We start from the raw sequence: 21,051 nt of genomic DNA on the forward strand, positions 1-21,051 counted from the left end.
ATCAACAGACCAGCACCGACACCCCAGAAGGAAACCGACACAAAACTAGCCGCCTAACTCACGCTGGCCTCATCCGCCTTGACAAATTCCGCTGGGGTGATCGTGCGAGACGTGCTGCCCGCACAGGTGAGCGTGGTCGGCGTCACCGGGAGCGGCGGAGCGACATGCAACGCCGGGACACCGGGAGATCCGTTCCTACCGACGACATGCTCCTTCGGCACACTGCTTCCAGGTGCCAGTCGAACCATGACCGTCACGGCCAAGATCCATCCGGATGTCACCGGACCGATCCACAACGACGCCCGGGCCGAGAGTCAGGTCTTCGATCCCGACGCAGCTGACAACTTCAGCAGCGTCGCAACGGAGGTGACGGCCAACGCCGATCTGGCGGTGACCATCGCCGCGACGCCGAACCCGGTCATCGCCGGGGATGAGCTCAGCTACCAGATCAACGTGGACAACAACGGACCGTCGAGTGCTGACGACGTCGTCCTCACGGTGCCGCTGCCGTCCCGCCTTTCGCTGGAGTCGACCGCGGTCTCGGTGCTCGGCGGAAGTTGTGGACTGCAGACCAACACCAACACCGTCGAATGCCAGCTCGGCGACCTCGCGCCCGGTGCCACCGCTGTGGTGACGCTGTTCACCCTGGTCGACCCATCCACTCCTGTCGGGACCACGCTGAGCACCACTGCCTCGGTGGACAGCGACACCCCGGACGGGTCCGTGCCGAACAACTCGGCGATGGTGTCGACAATGGTGGCTACAGCCGCCGATCTCGAGATCGCGCTGACCTCCGACGCCGACGTCTACAAGCCGTCGACGATCATCCACTACCGGATCACGGTGACGAACCACGGACTCTCCGACGCCCAGAACGTCGTCGTCACACAGGTCCTGCCCGACGACAAGGTCGCCAGATACGACTCGAACGACGGCGGCTGCCCGCCGCCGAGCGGAACGACGTTCACCTGCACTATCCCTACCCTCAAGGCGGGAGAGAGCAAGACGATCCAGCTCAACGTCCTGATCCGCGGCAACAAGCGGACGATCACCCAGACCGCGACTGTCACCTCGGCGACATCCGATCCATGGACAGCGAACAACAGTGACACCCGGGTGGTGACCGTCAAGTAGCAACGCGAACCATCCAACGCCACGCCGGCGTGGGCGTCCTCACCGACACCCACGCCGGCGTGGACGCTTGTCCATCAACCGGTTGCAGACGAACCACGCCGCCCCTGCTCAACGAGTGCCTCGGCGGGTTCTTGCCATGGGCAACTTTGACCGGTCGGACGTTGTCACTGGTCTGACGGGGTTGTCACCGGGCGCGGTGTTGTCTATCGTGGCGCCAGGTTGGGAGAACAGCCAGGCGGCCAGGGGTGCCGCCGGTGTCGACGGAGATCGAGAATCCCACCGCTCCAGGTCATTTGGTGTACTGCGCTGTGCTCGCGCTCGGCCTGATCAGTCGTGGTTCGGATTCGTCATCGGCTGTCGCACCGTGCCCATCCCGCCGCCGAGCCGGAACACGAACGCTCAGGGGTGAGAACGATGGCGTTGATGATTCATTGCTGCGACGACCAGGGCAGAGGAAAGTACGAGCCGATCATCTGGGTGGTCTGACTGCGACCGCGGCGATGGTGCCGCGAACGAGAGTGACGTATGTCGACAGGCAGGGGCACCCGATCAACCGCAGCACGTGGTTGGCCTTGTCGGCCCGGCGTGAGTACGTGGTGATCGAGTGGGACTGCGTGGGCGGCGGTGGTCAGCAAGTTCAGATCATGACGATCTGGTTGGGGCTGAGGCTGCCGACGCCAATGCCACCGATCTTCGAGACCTTGGTCCAGCGCGCAGGGAGCAGCCGACCGCGGCGTTGGACCTGGGCGAACCTCGTGGAGGCACAAGCCGGCCACGTGCAGATCGTTGGCGAGCTGACCACCCGCCGCGGCGAGTTCGTGGGGAGGAGGAGGTAACAGGGAACTTGTGACTGGGGCAGGGGCGATTGTCACAGACGCGAGTTTGTGTGCGGCCAGGAGGGCGGGCCGGGTCACAGCGAGCGTTCTTCCTCTCTGCGAGGTACACACAGGCGCCAGGACGTGTGCGGCCAGAAGCGCGGGCCGGGTCACGTCCTGGCGTTCCTCCCGGAGCGGAGCATCGAGTCTGAGTCAGCCGCTCTCTGGACCGTCGGAGTCACCGTCCGGCTCGAATGTGCGAGTGTCGACCGGCGCTTGTCCGGTCAGTTTGGTGATGAGGTCGGCGGCGACGTCACGCAGCTTGCGATTGGTGTTCTGCGAGTGGCGGCGCAACAGTTCGAAGGCCGTCCTGGCATCGCATTTCTGCTGGCCCATCAGCACGCCGAGTGCCTGGTCGATCACCGATCGCGAGGCTAATGCCCGCTCCAGTTGCTCGCCCAGCTGTGACTGCTGCACCGCTCGTGCCGCGAAGGCCAAGGTGGTGGCGGCTTGGTCGGCGACGGCTGCGGCCCGCTCTCGGTCCGCCTCGCTGAACGAGTTCGGCCGGTCGTATCCGTAGAGATTCAAGGCGCCGATGATCTGGTCGTCGACGATCAGCGGGAAGCTGAGAGACGCCGTCACGCCGAGTTCGAGCGCCGAATCACGGTAGCGACGCCAGCGGTACTCGCTCGCCTGGTCCGCGACATCGACGACCTCGCCGTTCTCCAAGACGTCCAGGCAAGGCCCTTCACCGAGGATGTACTGCTGCTCGTCGATCAACGCGGCCCGTGGATCGCTGGTCACGATCGTGCGAGGCTCCCCGTCGTACCGAGTCGTCATGCCGCACGAGGCCGGCGGATCCACCACCTTGGCCGCCATGCCCGCCAGCTTGACGAGCAAGTCCTCCAGTCCGGGACCGCTGAGCAGCAACGAATGCACTGAGCCCAGCACATCCACCAGAGGCTCGTCACTTCGCCCATCCGTAGCCACGGTGCCACCCGTTCCTGCCCTGACCGACCTGCTCCCGGCAGCCGGTCGAGCCCACGGGCGGAGGGCGGACAGCAACAGATGAACAGTGACGGCAGTTCAAACGCTACGCCGCCTGGCGGCGAATACCAGATGGCGGGTGCTCGCGTGGAATCGGGCTGTTCTGCCGGGCTGCTGGTTGGCGTGGCTGATCAAGATGACGCCAGAGCTGGCAGTGATACTTCCGCTGTCCACGCGCTTGCAGTTGACGCACTGCTGACAGCTTGGTCGCACAGCGTGTCGACGGCGCGGTGAGTTCTGACCGCGTCCGGCGCTGCCCTTCTCGCCAAGCTGACCGCCGTCGCCGGCATGCTCGGCGCTGCCGCAGGAAGCCATCGGTACGTGCGCCGACTGCGGTCCGTTGCCACCCCCCGCAGGTCATCGGACTGTTCGTCGGCGCCGAGTTCGCGTTCGGTGCCGTTGCCCTGGTACCCACCGCAGGTCTCGTCAGACTCTCTGGGTGAACCTCAGCCAGCGATCCAAGCCAAGAAGCGGTCGACCAGAGGATGGTGATCGCCGTGTTGACACGGTCGCCGCGAATCCGCCTTTCGGGGCACGGTGAGGGCCTCCGGCTCCGGCAACGTGGTCGGTGGAAGCAGGATCCGCTAGAGGCTGTGCGCGAGTGCTGTCGAGCGTCGATGGTGATTGACAAGGCGCTTGGCGAGGCCCTTCACCAGGCTCGTGCACGAGGTGTCTCGTGGCGTGAGGTCGGCCAAGTACTCGGCGTCTCCCAGAACGCAGCCACCGAGCAAAACGTTGTCGATGCGCTCACGCTAGCGAAGCGCCAGGTCTGGCGTCGGTTCTGGCCATAGCCGATCGATCCATTGGCGGCTCGGCAGCGTTCGGGCGGCACCTTGGCTTCGCGTGCTGTTCGGGTTGGCGGGCGTGCGCGTGGAGCGTGTCGTGCTGCTGCCTGGCGGCGTCCGGGAAGTCCATGTCCACACCGCTGACCAGGCAGCTGCGGGCTGTCCGTCGTGTGGGCTGGTGTCGTCGTCGGTGAAGGGCCACGTGGTCACCGCGCCGCGCGACATCCCTTACGGGACAAGGCCTATCGCGGTGGTGTGGCACAAGCGCCGGTGGCGGTGCCGGGAGCCGTTGTGCGAGCGGCTGAGCTTCACCGAGACGATCGGTGAGCTGCCGTCGGGTGCGCGGACTACCCGGCGGCTGCGGGAGGCGATCGCGATGGCGGTCGGGGACGCGAACCGGGCGGTCAGTGAGGTCGCGGCGGCGTTCGGGGTGTCGTGGCCGACCGCGCATGCCGCGTTGGTCGAGGTCGCCGATCGCGAGCTCGCTGCGCCGGCGCCGACCCGGGTGCTCGGCATCGATGAGACCCGCCGCGGCAAGCCGCGCTGGGAACAGCACCCGGCCACCTGCAAGTGGGTGCTGGTGGATCGATGGCATTCCGGCTTCGTCGACCTCGACGGCACCCGGGGGCTGCTCGGCCAGGTGCTGGGCCGCGCCGGCGCCGTTGTCGTCGGCTGGCTCGCCGCCCATCGACGACACCCTCAAGCTCGTCGACATCGAAGGCGACGAAGCTGCCGTACGAGCCGTCTTCAACGCCCGACGCGCCCATGCCGGAGGCTCCGTGCGCCGATGACCACCCGCCCATCACGCACCCAACGGTGCAGGGCGGACACGTCCAGGCGTTCGACGCTGATTGGGGCCGGAAGCAACGCCCGACAGCGGTGTTCCGGGCAGCGCTTGTTTCCCCAGTTGTCCTGTGGTGCAGGATGCTAGGCGGTCTCGTGGGCGGCGAACTGCATGTCCACGCATGTGTTGGGGCCGTCGCCGAGTCCTTCCGAGCTCTCGGGGGTGCAGGCAACCTCGAACGACTTGATCTGGCCGGGCATGAACGCCGTCAGTTTCGGTCCGTGCGTCCGGACCACGAGGTGGACGTCGGCCTTCCGCGCGTCGATGAGGCCAGCGCACAGGAAGCCCTCGCCGAAGGCTTCGAACGGGCAGTTCGTGGTGTCGCCCTCCGATAGGTAGGAGCCGACGCTGTGCGTGCCGGATGCGCCCACGACGTGCTTGGCGGCGTACTGCACAGACGCGTCCACTGCGCGGTTGAAAAGATCGGGTTCGGTACACCGTGTCGGAACCCCTCGGCACCGGCGCAGTTCTCCGGGTTGTTGAAGATGACCCACCACACGGTGACGGCGTGACCGGCGGGAGCCGTTGTCCGCTGGGACAGTGAAATCCCGCTGTCGGTCCGCACCAGCTGCGAGGAGGCGCCCCCGACGACTGAGCCGTCGGAGAACCGCCACAGGGCGCTGGTGCTGTGCTCGGCTGGAGCGCTGTGCGCGGTCGGTGCCAGGACAGCCGTCAGGGCCAGTGCAGCGGCAAGCTGGGAGAGTACAAGTACGGTTTCATAATGCCCTCCCGTTCCCCCGGCCCAATCGCGGTGCTCCCCCCAGCGGACCTGTCGTCGATCGCCCGGGACCTGTCTGATTCTCGGAGTGTCACTCGCCGGACCGTCACGAACAACGGTTGGCGAGCGGCCGTAAGAGTCCCGTCATGACTCGCCCGGCAGCGGGTCGCGATCTGCGCCGAAACGGCCACCAGCCTGCGTGGACGCCCACCCAACACGGCCCGCTGTACCGTGAAAGTGACCGTGCCCTACTTCTCCGATCCTGACGTCGGCCCGCAGCCGGAATGACCAGGCTGAGAGGATGGAACATGTCGGACGCCGATCTCAACTTCTACTTCGACCCCGTGTGCCCCTTTGCCTGGATAACCAGCAAGTGGGTCCGCCTGGTGATGGCCGAGCGCGACTACACCGTGGACTGGCGGTTCATCTCGCTGCGCCAGGTCAACGCCGATGTGGACTACGCCAGCCATTTCCCGCCCCAGTACGAGACGGGCCACACCGCTGGGTTACGACTTCTTCGTGTCGCGGCAGCGGCGCGCGCGACGCAGGGGCGTGCCTGCGTCGGCCCGTTGTACGCCGCGATGGGTACGCGCCTGTTCGACGAAGAGCCGTCCGCCACCGAACACGACGAGGAGGGGCTGGACCATCGCGGCACATCGACGTACGTGGCACCGATCCTCGCGGGGGTCGGTCTCCCGCATTCACTGGTGGAGGCGCTCGACGACGACTCGTGGGACTCGGAGATCCGCGCGGAGACCGACGAGGCGCTGTCGCTGACTGGCAAGGATGTCGGCACCCCGATCATCCACTTCGAGCCACCCCACGGTGTTGCGTTCTTCGGGCCTGTCATCAGCCGCCTGCCCGACCGTGAGGACGCGGTCGCGTTGTGGGACCACGTCGTCGGACTGACCCGGTTCCACGGCTTCGCCGAGCTCAAGCGGAGCCTGCGCGAGGTTCCCCAGCTCCGCGGCCTCGGCGTCGCCGACGGGCAGGTCGGTACCGTCGAGGACTGGCACGCCGGCCACCGACGTATGCAGAAGTAAGCCATCGGTAAGCCGATTGTCGCAGCGGGAAGAGTATGGCCGTGGACCTTGATCACGCACGCGAGTTCGCCCGCCGCCACCATCACGCCGTCCTCGCCACCCACGCCGGGCCCGCCGGAATTCAGCAGACCCCGGTCCTCGTCGGAGTGGATGCCCAGGGGCGCTTCATCATCAGCAGCCGCGAAACCGCCTACAAGACGAAGAACCTGCGGGCCGATTCACGCGCCCACCTGTGCATCTTCGGCGACAGGTTCTTCGGTGAATGGGTCTTCGTTGAGGGACAGGCCAAAGTGATGTCCCTTCCCGAGGCCATGGAGCCGCTGGTCGACTACTACCGCAGGCTGGCAGGTGAGCACGACGACTGGGACGGCTACCGCGAGAGCATGCGGCGCGAGCGCAGAGTCCTGATCAGGGTCGAGGCGACACGAGCAGGGCCAGACCAGGTGGGATGAACCAGCGGGATCGCTGAAGATGCCGAAGCCCAGGAGAGCCGCCGATGGCGGTGGACCCGTTTTCGCCCGGCCGCGGCGAGGTCGGACGCGCTGAGTCGTCGCGGCACAGGAAGCACCCGATCGAGCGGACTCGATCAACGTCTTCGACGGGACACAGCCGGTGAAGGTGCAGTCGTCGCCTGGCTGACCGTCGGAGACCAGCAAGGTCCTGGCGCCACAGCGACAGCCGCACGAGCAGCGCCGAGCCCCGCGGCCCCACCGCCGATGACCACTAGGTCGTACTCACCAATCACACGTTGCGAATGGCTCACGGCTACCGGCTCAGAATGGAGCCGTTGGCCGCGAGGGTCAGGGCGATTTCGCGGCTGGGGTCAGATCTCCACGAGTACCTGGGCCAGGGACTTGCGGATGAGGTCGGGGACCTCGCAGTCCGGGGCCAAATAGCCGACGGGAATCACTGCGAAGGCCTTCTCGTTGGCCGGACGTCCGAGGATCTCGGACAGGAAGCGCATCGGGCTCGGAGTGTGGATCAGCGCCGCGAGGCCCGACAGGTGCAGGGCGGTGAGTAGCATGCCCACGGCGATACCGACCGACTCATCGACGTAGTAGTGCTTGTGTTTGGTGCCGTCCGGGCCGAGCCAGTAACGCTGCTGGAAAACGACGATCAGCGCAGGCGCGTCGGTGAAGTGGGGTTTGATGCGGTCAGTGCCCAAAGGACGGAGCGCGTCCAGCCACTCTTCGCCGAGCCGACCGTCGTACGAGATCTGCTCCTCGCGCTCGGCAGCCTCGCGGATGGCTCGCCGGATCTCCGGGTCGTGGACCAGCACGAAGGTCCACGGTTGCTGATGGGCGCCGGACGGCGCGGTTGCGGCGCAGCCGATGGCGTCTCGGACAACCTGCATGGGCACGGGGTCGGGAGCGAACTGCCGGACGGTACGGCGCTGCCGCATCCGCTCACGCAGTTCGGCGGCCCTGGCAACGGATTCCTCCGCGGGCATGCGAGCCGGACGGTAGGGGACAGGGCGGTACGGCTCTCCGTGGACCGGCGTCCAGCGCCGCTCGCCCTTCGGTGAATCGGTGTCAGGCATAACACCGAGTCTGCCCGTCCCGCGGACCACTCTGGCCCCGGGGTCGCGTCACGAGCCCGGGGAGGAGCCGAGCCACGGCAGTGACGCGCGGAACTCGGGCTCTGCGTCGATCGGTACGGCGAGGTGGTGGTCACCGATCAGTCGGCAGTGGGTGGGCAGGTCGCGGGCGATCAGCCGAGCAAGCCCGGGATCGGCGCACTCGATCAAGGTGACGTGCCCGAGGTGGGTGAGCAGGCCGGTGACGTCGTCGATGAGATCGGCCACCGTGTCGGGGATTTCGCCGTGACCTCGCTGACTCAGGAATGTCGTCAGCTCGCTCAAGTCGCGTCCGATGTCGAGCGCGGACAGCAGGCTGTGCCGGGGGAGAGGGTCCACACCTGGTCGGCGGCGCGCTCGGCGTATGCGGACACCAGAACCTCGTCACTGGCGTCGAGCGGCTCGGTGGCAGCGATGGTCAGGTCGGGGAGGACACTTACGGCCGGCGGGGCGTTGCGCCTGGTGCTGGGACGGTATTCGTCTTCGATGCCGAACACGTAGCGGCCGAGTGCGGTCATCCGGATCGCCTGCAGGCCGTCGTACCTGCTCAGCGCGTTGAGGTCGTCGGCACCCCAGTTGTCACGGTAGTCCTCACGCTCGCCGTTCGGGTGGAGGTTCTCCAGGTCGAACAGTCCTAGCGTTCCGGCGTACTCGAACAGCACGGCCAGGGTGTAGCGGCCTTCGAGGCTGTTCCAGTCCCCGAAGCCGGCGTAGCCCAGGCTGCCGTGTTGAGGGTCGACGAGGTAGAGCTTCCACAGCGCCATATCGTTGCGCGTGATGCGCGGATTCAGCTTCCTGCGTCGCATGGTTGCGAATAGGGCATCGACGCTGATCCAGTCATGCGGCGGGCAGCCGGCCAGCGCTGTTGCGACGACCTGACGGCGGGTCTTGGCGGCGCTGAGCACGTTGCGGGCGCGTTGGCCCTTGATCGCTTCGATTCGGCTGAACTCGTCGATCACCGCGTGGCTGTTCCAGCGTTGCCACAGGTCACGGATCACCTTGGCCGACGGCTTCCGCTGTGCGGCGAGGCCCTTGGTGGTCAGCCGGAGCCGACCGCTGTCCAGCCGGCCCAAGCCGCCGGCCTGGATCAGTAGCGGCCAGGCGAAGGCGGCGAGGTCCTCGTCGCGGTAGAAGTCGCCGTTCGACAGGTGGTCGGCGACGGTGTCCATCGTCGTCGCGCTCGGGCGCTTGGTCTTCTCGCTACACCGGAGCCGGCCCGCCGCGCACAGCTGCAGCATCGCGCGCAGATTGTCCTGGGCCTCCCGCTCGGTCGGCCGTACCCGATGCTCACCGGCATGGACCAGCGGACCGGTTGCGCGCATCGTGTCGTGGTTCATGCCAGTCACCTCCGCCAGTGCCGGTACGCCGCGATCCACTCTGCCCCGATGGGCAACGGCCTCGGTAACGGCAGGTCCAGGATCGGGATGGATTGCCGCGACCGATCACGAACGCACATCGCGACAATGTGGTCGTCTTCAGTCAGGTGGATGCCGGTGATAATGACGTCGACCCCCAACACCGACGTTCGGAACGGCACTGCGAGATGTTCCTCAAGCATGGTGAAGAACCCGGTGACGCATTCGCTGTCGTTGTAACAGTCGACGGTCGCTTCCTTGACCATGGCGTCCAGTTCGCGCTTTGAAGCTCCCACGAGGCCCGAGACTAGCCGGAAGCCTGGACGGGTTCGGCGGGTGCCCGGGGCGGTCGGTGCTCTCGAGCAGATGGTTGGGCTTCTTGAGTGGAGGCTTGGACAGCGAGAACCTGCGAGACGTTTTCCCTTCGCCGGCATTGTCCGGATCAGGTATCTGGGGGTCGCCCTATGGTCCTAAGATCGTCAGGCCTCTCAGCCTTTCGGCTCCCTCGCCCGCCTCGCAGGCCATTTCCAGCTTGGCCCTGGGCACCGTTCGCTTGCCGAGTGGTTGCCGACCTTCCACAGGCCGGTTGCCCACCGCAGGCCCACCAGGTGTGAGGGGTCGAGGGCGGTCTGCATCAGGGCGGTTCCACGGGTCAGGTCGATGAACCCTGATCTTGGGTTGTCCAGGTGGCTGCACAGCAGGTAGTAGGCGAACCCGGCCTCGATGGCCTGTACGTCCTGGGTCCATGAGTCGCGCGGAACCCCGATGAGTTCCTCGAGCATCCACTGGCTGTACTCGTGCAACACGACGCCGTGGTACTTGGCGGCATGCGCGCCGAGGGCCGCGGCCCGCACGAGTGCGTGTCCGACGGGCCGACGCGCTCGGTTGCGAGGCCGGGCTGAGGTCGGCTCCGCTCCGTTGCCGTACAGAGACACTGGTCACAGCTGCACCTCGCGTACAACACGTCGGCACCCGCAACGCCTTCGGTGTCGCCTGGTGCCGACGACATCCACGGGCTGTTCGGCTGGGGGGTCATGACCCGATCCATCGCATCCAGAGTGAAGTGTCCTCGCGGCGGGCGCGGTTCGGGTCAATGTCTGCGTTTGCGTCTGCTGGTCGGGCGTTTGCGTTACGGGGTGTAGATCTCGGCGGGGTGTAGCGGGCCTTGCCAGCAGTCGCCGTACGAGTCGCACCACTCCTCACGGACGGCGCTGCCTTCGACCAGCACCCGCCCGTCGGCGAGCAGTGCCACACCGGGGCCGCTCGACCGGGCGTTGGCCATCTGACCGGTCGTGCTCCAGAAGCCGGCCGCCGGGTCCCATACCTCTGCGAACCGGCTGAACGTGTTGCCTCCGACGACGAGCACCCTGCCGTCGGCCAGCCGGGTCGCGGCGTACGGCACGGTGTACCGGTCGATGTTGAGGCTGGCCGCGGCCTGCCAGGTGCGGCTGGCCGGGTTGTAGATGGTGGCGGCGGTGCGGTTCGAGCGTACGCCGCCGATGGAGATCACCCGGCCGTCGAGCAGGCGCACCGCGGCGTACGAGGTGATGCCGGACGGCAGGCTCGTGGTTCGTGACCAGGTGCCGGTCGCCGGGTCGTACAGGTCGGTCGGGCCATACTCCACCGCGAGCACCGTGCCGTCGGTGAGCAAGGTCGCGGTGAACAGCGCTCGGGCGGCCGTCATCGCACCGGTCGGTGACCACTGGCCCGTCGCCGGGTCGTACACCTCTGCCGAGGCGATGGGTGCGCAGGTGTAGTAGCCACACTGGGCGTAGGTCTGGTCCTTGCCGCCGGCAACCAGCACTGTGCCGTTCGCCAGCAGCGTCGCGGTGTGGTAGTACCTCCCGACCCCCATGCTGCCCGTCAACGTCCATTGGCCGCTCTTCGGGTCGTACAGCTCGGCGGACTTCTCGACCGTGGTGCCGCTGAAGCCGCCGGCGACGAGCACCTTGCCGTCCGGCAGCAGGGTCGCGGTCGCCGACGTACGACTCCGGTTCATGTTCGCCGCGGCCCGCCAGGTGCCATTGGCGGCCAGGTAGAGCTCGGCGAGGGTGCCCTGACCGCCGACGGCAAGCACGCGCCCGTCAGGCAGGGTCGTGGCGGTCTGGTAGCCGGTCGCCTGAACCGGCGCACCGGTGACGCTCCAGGTGTTGCTCTCCGCCGCGGATGCCTGCGCCGGTGCCAGGCAGACAGCGCCCACCACCAGGCTCACCAGACCGCGGCGTACGGTCAGCGCGAACATGACAATCCCCTCTCAGAGACAGTGCTGAGGTCGAGGCTGGCAGCGCAGCATGAAGACACCGCCTCGGCCTCGATGAAGAATTTCTGAAGATCATCGACACACCCGCCCGCAACAGCCCGCCGACTCGGTTCGCGATGTGTTCCAGCCTCAACTTGGCCGGCGGTGGTGGACGAGTCCTCGAGGGGACCGTTTGGTGTACGGTGTCGCGTGGTTTGCCGGGAAGCCTGGTCGGCTGCATCGCGGTAATTGCTGACCGCTGGGGGGAGCACACGATGGTGTTTCAGATTCTTCTGGCCGCAGCGGGCCTGGTCGTGTTGACTTTCGCCGCCGACCATCTCGTGCTCGGCTCGTCGCGGCTGGCGGAGCGGATTCGGATCAGCCCGGTCGTGGTCGGAGTCGTTGTCATCGGCCTGGGCACCTCCGCGCCTGAGTTCCTGGTCTCCGGCGTTGCCGCGGCGCGGGGGGACACCGATCTCGCGGTGGGCAACATCGCCGGGTCAAACATCTTGAACCTGACCCTCATCCTTGGCGTCGCTGCGCTGGCTGGTTCAGTGGTGGTGACCTCGCAGGTGATTCGTCGCGAGGTGCCCCTCGCGGTCGGCGCGGTCGTCCTGTTCGCGTTTCTGGCCTGGGCGGGGCTGAGCCCGGTCACCGGGGCGGTGCTGGCCGCTGCAGGGGCGGGCGTGGTGTTACTGCTGCTGCGTTGGGCCAGCCAGGGTCGCGGTAACCAGGAACTCGCCGACGACGCTGTGGAGTTCACGCACGCGAACGCAACGGTGGATGTGCCGGTCACCCTGTCAAGACTGCCGGGTTGGTTTGAGCCTGTCCGGGCGATTCTCGGCTTGGCCGGTGTGCTTGCCGGGGCGCAGCTGCTGGTTGCCAATGCTTCGGCGATTGCCACCGATCTGGGCGTGCCGCAGGTCATCATCGGGTTCACCTTGGTCGCTCTGGGCACGTCGCTGCCGGAGCTGGTCACCACTGTCCAGGCACAGCGCCGCGGCGAGTCGGATCTGGTAGTCGGGAATCTGTTTGGCAGCAACCTATTCAACAGCCTCATCGGCGGTGCGGTGGTGGGATTCGCGTCCGGCTCGGCCTCGCCCGGCAAGGCAGCCGTTGCCCTGAGCGTCGCGATGATCCTCACCGCCGGGCTGGCGTGGGCGCTGTTGGGCCGGGGGCTGATCTTGACCCGGGTCGAGGCCGTGGCGCTGCTGGCCGCGTATGCGCTGACCATGCCGCTGCTGCTATCAGCGTGACCTGCCCGGCCGCCGAACCCGGCGAAACCCCAGCTGATGAACAAGTGTGATGAACGGACAGGGCATTGGGTCTCGGCGACGTTCGATTCAGATCAATACATTGACAGGCTGCCGCGACGGCGTGCGATCCGCTCACTGGCCCGGAATACTGCGAATCCGGCGATGAACTAGGCGGCTGCGGTGCCGAGCATCCAGGTCAGACCGCCAAGGCCGGTTGCTGGGATCGTGGCGCCGTCGAGCATGACGGTGCGCAGGCCGGCTATGGAGTGGGTCAGGAACAGGGGCTTGGCGACGGTCTCGGCCCAGGCCGGCATCTCGGTGGTGGGCAGGATGGCGCCGCTGACGAACATGACCAGCATCAGTGCCATGTCGTTGAGCAGTGGGATGCGCTTCCAGACGAGGGTGAGGCCGGCGATCGCCATCGCGAGGCCTGCGGAGCCGACGATCAACAGCGCGATCGGCAGGAGGGCGTCGATCCGCCAGTGCAGGTCGATGCGAACCAGTGTTGCGGTGACGGCGTACATGACTGCGACGACGAAGGCCGACTCGGCGATCGCGGCGACGATCCGTCCGGCGACGACGTGTACCCAGGAGGGTAGTGGGCTGAGGTAGGTCTGTTCGAGGGTGCCGGACTGGATCTCGGTGAGTAGCCGCCAGAACATCTTCACCACGTGCAGATAGGTGTAGGCGTAGGCGACGAACCCGAGCAGCAGCCAGGCCATCTGATGTCGATCCAGGGCCCATTCGAGCTGCCCGGTGGCCGCGATGGTGTCGGCCTTGCCGGCGGTGAAGCCGATCAGCAGCAGGAAGACGATGAACAGTGGTAGCTCGATAAGGATCTGCAGCCGTTCGCTCCAGCCGTGGCGCAAGCCCTTGACGGTCTCGTTGCCGACGGCGGTGAGTGTCTGCCGTGCGGTCCAGGCGCGGACGGTGGTGCTCATGCTCCGAGCCTTCCTTCGCGCAGTCCGCGGCGGATCGCGGCCTGGTACGCCGCCCAACCGACGACCAGTTGCACTGCGGCGTGGACCACGGCCCAGGGCAGCGTGCCACTCGACCACACGTTGTCGAGTGGCGCGCCTGCGACGAGGATCTGGCGGGTGGCGTCGAGGCCGAGGGTGGTGGGGACAACGATCTTGGCGGCGAGTTCGAGCCAGTCGGGGAAGACGAAGACGGGGATGAAGGCGCCATTGAGCATCATGATCACGTTCTGGACGACGTGGATGATCGCGCCGACCGAGTTGACGACCAGCGCCATCCCGCCGAACAGCAGCACGAAGCCGGCAATGTCGACGAGCGTGACTGCCAGCGGAACCACCGCGGACCACCGGAACGACAACTCGACGCCCTGAACGGCAAGCAGGATGACCAGGTTGAACCCGGCAACGATCGCCGCGATCACCAGGCCCTCGACCAGTGCGGCGGCGAGCCGGCCTGTCGAGGCCACCCATGGCCGCAGTGGGCTGAGCAGGCTCTGCTCGAGGGTTCCGGTGTACATCTCCTCGAGCACGCCGCTGACCATGCGGAGCGATGCGATGTAGAGGACGACGTACCCGAGGAACGCGACGAAGGTCATCGCGAGCACCTCGCCGACCAACCGACCGCCGCCGATGAAGAGCTGGATCACCCAGTAGAGCATGGCCACATAGGCCAGCCCGAGCGCCAGCGGTGCTTTGTGGGCCCACATCACCCGCAGGCCCTTGGCCGTCTCGTTGCCGAGCATCCTCAGCCCAAGGCGATACATGGGCGCATCAGCTGTTGTTGCCATGATCAACCTCTCCTTTCAGCAGCGAGACGAAGACGTCCTCGAGGCTGGGCCGGACCCGGCTGACCCTGAGTACCGGTACCGAGCCGTGGTGCAGTCCGGTCAGTACGGTGTGCAGCGTGTCTTGATCAGAGGTCGGCAGTTGGATGGTGGTCTGGCCGTTGGCGGACTCCGTCGCGACCTTCGCCCCGAGCACGTCGGCCACTGTGGTCGTCGTACCGGCTACGTCGATTTCTAAGCGGTCCTCGGCGTAGCGGTCGAGCAGCTCGGCGGTGGGCAGGTCGGCGATGATGCGGCCGTCGCGGAGGACGGCTACCCGGCCGGCAAGCTCCTCTGCCATCGCGAGTTGGTGGGTGGTGAGGACGACGGTCTTGCCTTCCTCGCGGGTCAGTCGACGTACCCAGTGCCGCACGGTCCGGGCGGCTTCCACGTCCAGCCCGATGGTGGGCTCGTCGAGCAGCACGATCGGCGGGTCGGTCACCAGTGCCGCGGCGACGGCGACCTTCTGCTGCATCCCGCGGGAGAACCCGCCGACCTGCTGGTTGCGGCGGTCCCACAGGTCCAGGTCACGCAGCAGCCGCTCCGCTCGCGGCCTGATTTCCGCTGCTCGCAGGCCCTTGAGACGCCCGAAATAGAGCAGGTTCTGCCAGGCCGACAGCGACCAGTAGACGTTGCGGGAGCCCTCCAGCACCGCGCCGATCTGCTGGACGGCCCGGCTGCGCTGCTTGCTGATGTCGTAGCCGCGTAGCCGTACCGTGCCCGCTGTCGGGGTGATCAGGCCGGCCATCATCTTGATGATCGTGGTCTTGCCCGCACCGTTCGGTCCGAGCAGCCCGAGGACCTGGCCAGCCGGGACGTCGAGGGACACGTCCTGGACGGCTGTCAGGTGTCCGTATTTCTTGGTGAGATGCCGCAGTTCGATGGCCGGGGGCGCGGCTGTGCCGGCGGTGGTGTGCGGCTTGAGCAATAGTTCAGGCATGGCCGCCCCTGCTCAACGGCCCAGCAGGGAGCCGAAGATGATCCGGCTTCCTTCGATGGAGTCAGCCTGGTCGTAGACCTCGCCGGACAGCGCCGGATTGGCCTCCAGGTATGCCCGGGCGTGTTCGGGGTGGGTGAAGAAGTGGACGTAGCGGCAGGCGGCTTCGGCGGCCGTGCCGCAGGCATGCCTGGCGGCGACCAGCGTGACTGTGCTGTCGGGTTCCCACGTCCAGCCGTGGTCGTCGTACCGGATCCGGATCGGCTCGCCGGTATGCGGGTCGGTGCTGGTGATGGTGGCGTTGCGGCCGGTCATCAGCGGGATGCCAAGGGCGTCGGCGCCGCACATCGCCCAGGTGGCGGGGCCGTCGTCGAACTCGACTCGGTGCGGCGTCGGGCTGCCGGAGAACGGGGGTAGGCCACGGTGACCGAGCCGTCGGCGGTGTGCACGAGGTCGGCGTCGGCCAGGCTCGCCAGTGCCTGGTCGGGGTCGGTTCCGAGCAAGCTGGCTCGGTCGGCGATCCACGCGACTGTCGGCGCGACGCCGGTGTCGCCGAACGCGGTCAGGATGGCCCGGTGCAGCTCGCGCAGCTGAGGCGAGAGCTTGGCCTGGGCCTGATTCATCAGGGTGAAGCCGAAGGTGTCGGCGAAATCGGTGATGGCACTGCCGACGTCGCTGGTCCTGGTCATCGTGGTTCCTCCATCGCAGTGATTCGATCGGGTGTCGATTGCGACGGTAGGCACTCACCCCGGGGTGAGGGTCAAGCGTTCATCGGTGCGCGTGCTCCGGGTCGATTGGGCATCGTGGATCGCTGTCCCAGCACGCCTCGCCTTCGGAGGCCAGATCCGCGTGGTAGCTGGCCTCGAACTCGTCGATGCGCTGAACTGTCTCTTCCAGCTGGGTGATCCGTGCCTGCAGCCGCCGGCGAGAGGTCTGCAGCCGTTCAGCCAGCTGCGGCCCGAACGATCGCCGCGCATGAGCGGCGGTCAGGTCGCGGATCTCGGCCATGGTCAGGCCGAGACCGCGGAGCGTGCCGATCCACCGCACACACCACAACGCGTCGGCGTCATAGAGGCGGTAGTTCGACGGGCTGCGACCGACCGTGTAGATCAGGCCCCTGTCGGTGTAGTCGCGCAAATTCTTGATCGGCACCCCGGTACGGCGGGACAGGTCCCTGACCGTCATCAAGCGGGAGCCGTTTCTGGTCATCGTCATCGTTTCGTCCCCTGGTTCAGGCAGCGCAGCACGACAGCTTCGACACGTCCCGGGTGTAGGTCTGGGCAGCGAGTTTGAGGGCTTCGGCCATGGTCAGGTACGGCGCCCAGGTGTTGGCGAGCTGGTCGACGGTCATCCCGGCGCTGAGCGCGTAGGTGGCGGCGGTGATCACGTCGCCTGCCCCTTCGGCGACGACATGGATGCCGAGCAAACGGTGGGTGCCAGCCTCGGCGACGATCTTCACAAGGCCGCGGGTATCGCGGTTGACCATGGCGCGGGGCACGTACTCCAGCGGCAGCGTGCGGCAGTCGCACCGGATCCCGGCCTCGACGACCTGGGCGTCGGTCCTGCCGACGGCGGCGATCGTGGGGCTTGTGAATGTGACTCGGGGTACCGCGGTGTAGTCCAAGGTCCGCTCCGCCGTATCGAGCGCGTTGTCTGCGACAAGGGTGCCGTGGGCGGCGGCGACGTACACGAACTGAGGTTGGCCGGTCACGTCGCCGGCGGCCCAGATCCGTGCGTTGGTGGTGCGCAGGTGGTCATCGACGACGACCTCGCCGCGCTCACCGGTCTTGACCCCGACCTGCTCCAGGTTCAGTCCGGTGGTGACCGGGCGGCGGCCGGTGGCGACGAGGAGCTGCTCGGCATGTAGCTCGAAATCCTTGCCTTGTGAGGAGTGGATGATTGCGATGGTTTCGCTGTCCTGGGTACGGACCGCGGCCAGGGTCGTGCCCGTGTGCACCGTGATGCCTTCGTCGGTGAAGATCTGCTCGATCATGGCGGAGACCTCGGGCTCTTCGAACGGCGCCAGCCGGTCGAACGTCTCGATCACCGTGACTGTCGTGCCGAGGCGGGCGAACAGTTGGGCCTGCTCCAGGCCGACCGCGTTGCCGCCGACAACGATCATCGAGGCCGGTAGGTGATCGAGTTCCATGGCTGTAGTCGATGTCAGGTAGCCGACGTCGTCGAGGCCGGGCACTGGCGGGGCCGACGGGGCCGAGCCGGTCGCGATCAGGAGATGCGCCGCCTCGACTCGCCGGCTTCCACCGTCGTCCATGCTGACTTCCAGGACAGGATCGTCGCTGTTCCCGGCGAAGGCCGCGGTCCCGTGCGCGATCTCCCAGGCGTAGTCCGCGGCCAGCTCGGTGTATTTCTCCGAGCGCAGCTGCTCGACCAGCGCGTCCCTGCCTCCGATGAGGGCCGCGAAACCAAGCGGCAGTTCTGCCGGCCAGAGTCCTGGGAACCGGCCGGCCGCATCGGCGACATGGCGCGCCTCCGCGGCGGCCAATAGCGCCTTGGAGGGCACACAGCCAACATTCACACAGGTGCCGCCAGTGGTGTCACGCTCCACCATCACCACCCGCCGGCCCTTGTCGGTGGCAGCGATCGCCGCGGCGAACGCCGCCGCACCGGAGCCGATGATCGCCAGGTCGACGCCTGATCGGGATGCGGTCATGTTGCAGCCTCCTCGCGCCCGGTGCCGAGCCGATTGCTATACGGCTTGCCGAATACGACAATGCCACCATACTATGCGGATAGGCGAATAGATCTGGAGGTGCTCGCGGTGACCGAATCCGCAGTCCTAACGTCCACCGCACCAGCCGACGCCTGCTCGCACACCGGCACCGTGGCACGGTTCTTCCGTGCACTGGCCGACCCGACTCGGCTGCGCCTGCTGGAGTTCATCCTGCGCGGCGAGCGCACCTCCGCCGACTGCATCGAGCACGCCGGCATCTCCCAGCCGCGAGTGTCGGTGCATCTGTCGTGCCTGATCGACTGCGGGTACGTCACAGCCCGGCGGGACGGCAAGAAGCTGCACTACTCCGTCGGAGACCCCCGCGTAACCGAGTTGGTGGTGCTGGCCCGTGCACTAGCCGCCGACAACGCGGCCGCCCTGGATTGCTGCCCCCGCATCGGCCAGGACTGAGCCGGCAGGGAACCGCCATGCCTACCCGGGTTCCGCCTACGCCTCGTGATCCTCACAGATCCGGCGGCAGCGTCGTCGGCGCCGCCATCCTGCTGATCGTCTGTTGCGCCGCTCCTGTCCTGCTCGCCGCGGGTGTTCTGGGTGTGGTCGGCGCCTGGTTGTCCAATCCGTGGGTGATCGCCACGGCCGTCGTACTGCTTGCTGCGGCTGGCATCTCCACCGTCGCGCGGCGCCGTACCTCCCGTGCCCGCCGCTCCGCCTTCGGCCCGGATGCCAGGCCCTCCGACCTGGATCGGCCGGTCAGGGAAGACCCGCGCCAGCAATGACCAGCCCGCCCGCCGACGCCCCGACACCACCACCGCCGACGTGTGAGGACCTGTACGACGAGGCGCGGGCACGGCCGAAGTCGCTCCGTCTCCTGCCTAGCATCATCCGGGATGCGGTCCGGCTGGTGAGGGCCGCCGCACCGCGGGAGCTGGCGATCAGCATCGTGCTGAAGCTGATCAGCGGCGCCGGGCTGGCCGTCGTGTTCCTGATGGGCAAGAACCTGATGGCAACCCTGCTGACCGACGGGCAGCTGCCCCGAACGGTCGACGTACTCCCGAAGATCCTTGCAGTCGCTGCCGTCATCTCCGGACTCGGCCTGATCGCCGCCGCCGGCCGGGAGGTCCGCGAGATCCTCTCCGAGACGACCGCCCGATATGCCAGGGAACGCATCATCGACGTGGCCGCCGCGGTCGAGCTGCAGGCGTACGAGACCCCGTCCTTCCACGACCGGTTGGCGCGCGCGGCGACCGGCCAGCATCGTCCGATCCAGCTGGTGGACGGTCTGATCGGCACGCTCGGCGCGGTCGCCGGCGTCGCGGGTATCGTCGTGGCGCTGCTCGCGATTCAGCCATGGCTGGTTCCGGTGGTGGCTGCAGCCTCGGTTCCGCTCATCGCCGGAGTGCTCAAGGCCGGTCAGGCGCTGTTCGGGTTCCACCTGCGGATGACCGCGGCGACCCGCGCCCGCAACTACCTGTTCGAGCTGCTCACCGGCAAGCAATCCGCCACCGAGGTCCGCGCGTTCGGGCTCACCGATCACCTCCGGACCCGGCACTCCGACTTGTACGACGCTCACATGGTCGAGCTGCGGCGTACCGCCCGCGAACGGTTCCGGCTCGCCGTCGCCGGCAACCTGGCACTCGCCATCAGCCTGGCCGGCTCCATCGCCCTGCTCCTGCACCTGGCGCTGACCGGCCGGATCGCGCTGGCGGATGCGGCCACGGCCGGCGCGGCGCTGCTTGTTCTTGCCGAGCGGATCATGATGACCGTGATGAGTGTCGGGGACATCTACGAGTCCGGCCTGTTCGTGGAGGACTTCACCTCGTTCCTCGCCTTCGGCCCGGCCGCGATCGCCGACCGGGCATCGGGCCCTGCACCGCGTGACTTCGGCAGGCTGGTCGTCGACGACGTCACCTTTACCTATCCCGCGGCCACCGCGCCGGCACTCCGGAACGTCTCGCTCGAGGTGGGTGCCGGCGAGGTGATCGCCCTGGTCGGCGAGAACGGCTCCGGCAAGACAACACTCGCCAAGCTGCTGTGCCGGCTGTACCTGCCGCAGAGTGGGCAGATCCGCTGGGACGAAGCCGACACCGCGACCGTCGATCCGGACGAACTGCGCCAGAACATCGCGGTCATCTTCCAGGACTTCCTGCACTACGCCCTGACCGCGCGGGAGAACATCGGGTTCGGTTCCGTCGTACACGTCGATGACCTCGAGGCGGTGCGTGCGGCTGCCCGGCGTTCGGGCGCCGAGCCGGCGATCAGTGCGCTGCCGGAGGGGTACCGCACGATCCTGTCGCCGGAGTTCAGCGGCGGCCGCGACCTGTCGATCGGCCAATGGCAGCGGGTCGCTCTCGCCCGAGCGTTCATCCGGGACGCGCCGCTGGTCATCCTCGACGAGCCGACTGCTGCGTTGGACCCCCGTGCCGAGCACGACCTCTTCGCCAGCATCCGCACCCTGTACGCCGGCCGCACCGTGCTGCTGATATCGCACCGGTACTCGACCGTCCGGAACGCGGACCGGATCTACGTACTTCGCGACGGTCAGATCGCTGAGCACGGTTGCCACGAGGAGCTGATGGCGCGAGGCGGCCACTATGCCGAGCTGTTCACCCTGCAGGCCGCCGCCTACTCCGACCTGGATCCCACCACCGACTGACATCTCGCCCTCCAAGGTCAATCAGCCGTCGAGCCGGATGATCCCGCGCTCGATGCCGGCCGTGACGACCGCGGTCAGCACCTCGATGGCTGGTAGGCCCGTCGACCATGCCACCCTTCCAGCACCAGGAGGCGAAGGTGCCAAGACCACGCTGAT

The 21,051-nt window shown here is 67.3% G+C and carries 23 protein-coding genes; 8 read left to right on the plus strand and 15 right to left on the minus strand.

Translation table 11 applies throughout. From position 1 onward, the window contains the following. Nucleotides 1-96: 96 nt before the first annotated feature. Entirely contained in the window at nt 97-1,134 is a 1,038-nt protein-coding gene (locus EV643_RS40940; protein WP_255513093.1) for a COG1361 family protein, read from the plus strand. Nucleotides 1,135-2,162: 1,028 nt separating this feature from the next. Here EV643_RS40940 and EV643_RS40950 read toward each other — a convergent pair. Then, entirely contained in the window at nt 2,163-2,906 is a 744-nt protein-coding gene (locus EV643_RS40950; protein WP_133805632.1) for a GAF and ANTAR domain-containing protein, read from the minus strand. Nucleotides 2,907-3,860: 954 nt separating this feature from the next. Here EV643_RS40950 and EV643_RS40960 point away from each other — a divergent pair. Then, nucleotides 3,861-4,712, plus strand: coding sequence for a transposase family protein (locus tag EV643_RS40960; RefSeq protein ID WP_166665764.1), 852 nt, complete (start codon nt 3,861-3,863; stop codon nt 4,710-4,712). Here EV643_RS40960 and EV643_RS40965 read toward each other — a convergent pair. Next, a complete protein-coding gene (locus EV643_RS40965; RefSeq protein ID WP_133805634.1) occupies nt 4,709-5,032 on the minus strand; it encodes a hypothetical protein in 324 nt (107 codons plus the stop codon). The genes EV643_RS40960 and EV643_RS40965 overlap by 4 nt on opposite strands. Before the next feature lie 619 nt (nt 5,033-5,651). Here EV643_RS40965 and EV643_RS40970 point away from each other — a divergent pair. Then, on the plus strand, nt 5,652-6,386 hold the full coding sequence (locus tag EV643_RS40970) for a mycothiol-dependent nitroreductase Rv2466c family protein (protein WP_133805635.1): 735 nt from the start codon (nt 5,652-5,654) through the stop codon (nt 6,384-6,386). A gap of 35 nt (nt 6,387-6,421) precedes the next feature. Then, nucleotides 6,422-6,838: a TIGR03618 family F420-dependent PPOX class oxidoreductase gene (locus EV643_RS40975; protein ID WP_238166154.1), complete on the plus strand. Its 417-nt coding sequence runs from the start codon at nt 6,422-6,424 to the stop codon at nt 6,836-6,838. Nucleotides 6,839-7,209: 371 nt separating this feature from the next. On the opposite strand, the gene EV643_RS40980 is transcribed toward EV643_RS40975, so the two are convergent. From EV643_RS40980 to EV643_RS40995, 6 genes are all read right to left on the minus strand, one after another. Continuing rightward, nucleotides 7,210-7,926 carry a nitroreductase family protein gene (locus tag EV643_RS40980; protein WP_133805636.1) on the minus strand — a complete coding sequence of 239 codons (717 nt, stop codon included), beginning with the start codon at nt 7,924-7,926 and terminating at the stop codon, nt 7,210-7,212. A 48-nt stretch (nt 7,927-7,974) separates the two neighbouring features. Continuing rightward, complete coding sequence (locus tag EV643_RS45230; RefSeq protein ID WP_202870010.1) at nt 7,975-8,247, minus strand: hypothetical protein; 273 nt, start codon at nt 8,245-8,247, stop codon at nt 7,975-7,977. Further along, complete coding sequence (locus EV643_RS40985; RefSeq protein ID WP_202870011.1) at nt 8,244-9,299, minus strand: hypothetical protein; 1,056 nt, start codon at nt 9,297-9,299, stop codon at nt 8,244-8,246. Before EV643_RS40985 ends, EV643_RS45230 begins: the two co-directional genes overlap by 4 nt. Nucleotides 9,300-9,304: 5 nt before the next feature. Then, nucleotides 9,305-9,613: a hypothetical protein gene (locus EV643_RS40990; protein ID WP_202870012.1), complete on the minus strand. Its 309-nt coding sequence runs from the start codon at nt 9,611-9,613 to the stop codon at nt 9,305-9,307. A 192-nt stretch (nt 9,614-9,805) separates the two neighbouring features. Continuing rightward, entirely contained in the window at nt 9,806-10,171 is a 366-nt protein-coding gene (locus EV643_RS44525; protein ID WP_166665765.1) for a hypothetical protein, read from the minus strand. Between the two features lie 275 nt (nt 10,172-10,446). Then, the gene (locus EV643_RS40995) at nt 10,447-11,559 is read right to left on the minus strand and encodes a Kelch repeat-containing protein (RefSeq protein ID WP_133805637.1); all 1,113 of its coding nucleotides are present in this window, start codon (nt 11,557-11,559) and stop codon (nt 10,447-10,449) included. Between the two features lie 272 nt (nt 11,560-11,831). On the opposite strand from EV643_RS40995, the gene EV643_RS41000 reads away from it, so the two are divergent. Continuing rightward, on the plus strand, nt 11,832-12,812 hold the full coding sequence (locus EV643_RS41000; RefSeq protein ID WP_133805638.1) for a calcium/sodium antiporter: 981 nt from the start codon (nt 11,832-11,834) through the stop codon (nt 12,810-12,812). 167 nt (nt 12,813-12,979) lie between these two features. Here EV643_RS41000 and EV643_RS44530 read toward each other — a convergent pair whose 3' ends face one another. The 7 genes from EV643_RS44530 to merA form a co-directional block, all read right to left on the minus strand. Further along, nucleotides 12,980-13,753 (minus strand): ABC transporter permease, encoded by a 774-nt coding sequence (locus EV643_RS44530; RefSeq protein WP_166665766.1) that lies wholly within the window; start codon nt 13,751-13,753, stop codon nt 12,980-12,982. Further along, entirely contained in the window at nt 13,750-14,577 is an 828-nt protein-coding gene (locus tag EV643_RS44535; protein ID WP_166665767.1) for an ABC transporter permease, read from the minus strand. The genes EV643_RS44530 and EV643_RS44535 overlap by 4 nt, the downstream gene beginning before the upstream one ends. Continuing rightward, on the minus strand, nt 14,561-15,553 hold the full coding sequence (locus EV643_RS41010; RefSeq protein WP_133805640.1) for an ABC transporter ATP-binding protein: 993 nt from the start codon (nt 15,551-15,553) through the stop codon (nt 14,561-14,563). Before EV643_RS41010 ends, EV643_RS44535 begins: the two co-directional genes overlap by 17 nt. Nucleotides 15,554-15,565: 12 nt before the next feature. Next, nucleotides 15,566-15,898, minus strand: a complete 333-nt coding sequence (merB, locus tag EV643_RS41015) for an organomercurial lyase (RefSeq protein WP_238166155.1) — start codon at nt 15,896-15,898, stop codon at nt 15,566-15,568. Next, a complete protein-coding gene (locus EV643_RS46250; protein WP_238166156.1) occupies nt 15,865-16,239 on the minus strand; it encodes a hypothetical protein in 375 nt (124 codons plus the stop codon). Before EV643_RS46250 ends, merB begins: the two co-directional genes overlap by 34 nt. 79 nt (nt 16,240-16,318) lie before the next feature. Then, nucleotides 16,319-16,765, minus strand: a complete 447-nt coding sequence (locus EV643_RS41020; protein ID WP_202870013.1) for a MerR family transcriptional regulator — start codon at nt 16,763-16,765, stop codon at nt 16,319-16,321. A gap of 16 nt (nt 16,766-16,781) precedes the next feature. Beyond that, complete coding sequence (gene merA / locus EV643_RS41025) at nt 16,782-18,221, minus strand: mercury(II) reductase (RefSeq protein ID WP_133805642.1); 1,440 nt, start codon at nt 18,219-18,221, stop codon at nt 16,782-16,784. A gap of 108 nt (nt 18,222-18,329) precedes the next feature. Here merA and EV643_RS41030 point away from each other — a divergent pair, with 108 nt between their 5' ends. From EV643_RS41030 to EV643_RS41040, 3 genes are read left to right on the plus strand one after another with little or no spacing between them, the layout of a single operon-like run. Then, nucleotides 18,330-18,692 (plus strand): ArsR/SmtB family transcription factor, encoded by a 363-nt coding sequence (locus EV643_RS41030; RefSeq protein WP_133805643.1) that lies wholly within the window; start codon nt 18,330-18,332, stop codon nt 18,690-18,692. Nucleotides 18,693-18,709: 17 nt separating this feature from the next. After that, a complete protein-coding gene (merT, locus tag EV643_RS41035) occupies nt 18,710-19,018 on the plus strand; it encodes a mercuric ion transporter MerT (RefSeq protein WP_133805644.1) in 309 nt (102 codons plus the stop codon). After that, nucleotides 19,015-20,895 carry an ABC transporter ATP-binding protein gene (locus EV643_RS41040; RefSeq protein ID WP_133805645.1) on the plus strand — a complete coding sequence of 627 codons (1,881 nt, stop codon included), beginning with the start codon at nt 19,015-19,017 and terminating at the stop codon, nt 20,893-20,895. Before merT ends, EV643_RS41040 begins: the two co-directional genes overlap by 4 nt. Nucleotides 20,896-21,051: the final 156 nt, after the last annotated feature.

Origin of the sequence: Kribbella caucasensis (genome assembly GCF_004361855.1) — a bacterium.
Taxonomy (GTDB): domain Bacteria; phylum Actinomycetota; class Actinomycetes; order Propionibacteriales; family Kribbellaceae; genus Kribbella; species Kribbella caucasensis.

What these genes read in the sequence shown, in the direction of transcription:
- merT (WP_133805644.1), top strand. Translation starts at nt 18,710, where the DNA reads ATGCCTACCCGGGTTCCGCCTACGCCTCGTGATCCTCACAGATCCGGC.
- EV643_RS41010 (WP_133805640.1), bottom strand. Translation starts at nt 15,553, where the DNA reads ATGCCTGAACTATTGCTCAAGCCGCACACCACCGCCGGCACAGCCGCG.
- merA (WP_133805642.1), bottom strand. Translation starts at nt 18,221, where the DNA reads ATGACCGCATCCCGATCAGGCGTCGACCTGGCGATCATCGGCTCCGGT.
- EV643_RS44535 (WP_166665767.1), bottom strand. Translation starts at nt 14,577, where the DNA reads ATGGCAACAACAGCTGATGCGCCCATGTATCGCCTTGGGCTGAGGATG.
- EV643_RS40995 (WP_133805637.1), bottom strand. Translation starts at nt 11,559, where the DNA reads ATGTTCGCGCTGACCGTACGCCGCGGTCTGGTGAGCCTGGTGGTGGGC.
- EV643_RS41020 (WP_202870013.1), bottom strand. Translation starts at nt 16,765, where the DNA reads ATGACGATGACCAGAAACGGCTCCCGCTTGATGACGGTCAGGGACCTG.
- merB (WP_238166155.1), bottom strand. Translation starts at nt 15,898, where the DNA reads ATGTGCGGCGCCGACGCCCTTGGCATCCCGCTGATGACCGGCCGCAAC.
- EV643_RS46250 (WP_238166156.1), bottom strand. Translation starts at nt 16,239, where the DNA reads ATGACCAGGACCAGCGACGTCGGCAGTGCCATCACCGATTTCGCCGAC.
- EV643_RS40970 (WP_133805635.1), top strand. Translation starts at nt 5,652, where the DNA reads ATGTCGGACGCCGATCTCAACTTCTACTTCGACCCCGTGTGCCCCTTT.
- EV643_RS41000 (WP_133805638.1), top strand. Translation starts at nt 11,832, where the DNA reads ATGGTGTTTCAGATTCTTCTGGCCGCAGCGGGCCTGGTCGTGTTGACT.
- EV643_RS41040 (WP_133805645.1), top strand. Translation starts at nt 19,015, where the DNA reads ATGACCAGCCCGCCCGCCGACGCCCCGACACCACCACCGCCGACGTGT.
- EV643_RS44530 (WP_166665766.1), bottom strand. Translation starts at nt 13,753, where the DNA reads ATGAGCACCACCGTCCGCGCCTGGACCGCACGGCAGACACTCACCGCC.
- EV643_RS40980 (WP_133805636.1), bottom strand. Translation starts at nt 7,926, where the DNA reads ATGCCTGACACCGATTCACCGAAGGGCGAGCGGCGCTGGACGCCGGTC.
- EV643_RS40985 (WP_202870011.1), bottom strand. Translation starts at nt 9,299, where the DNA reads ATGAACCACGACACGATGCGCGCAACCGGTCCGCTGGTCCATGCCGGT.
- EV643_RS40975 (WP_238166154.1), top strand. Translation starts at nt 6,422, where the DNA reads ATGGCCGTGGACCTTGATCACGCACGCGAGTTCGCCCGCCGCCACCAT.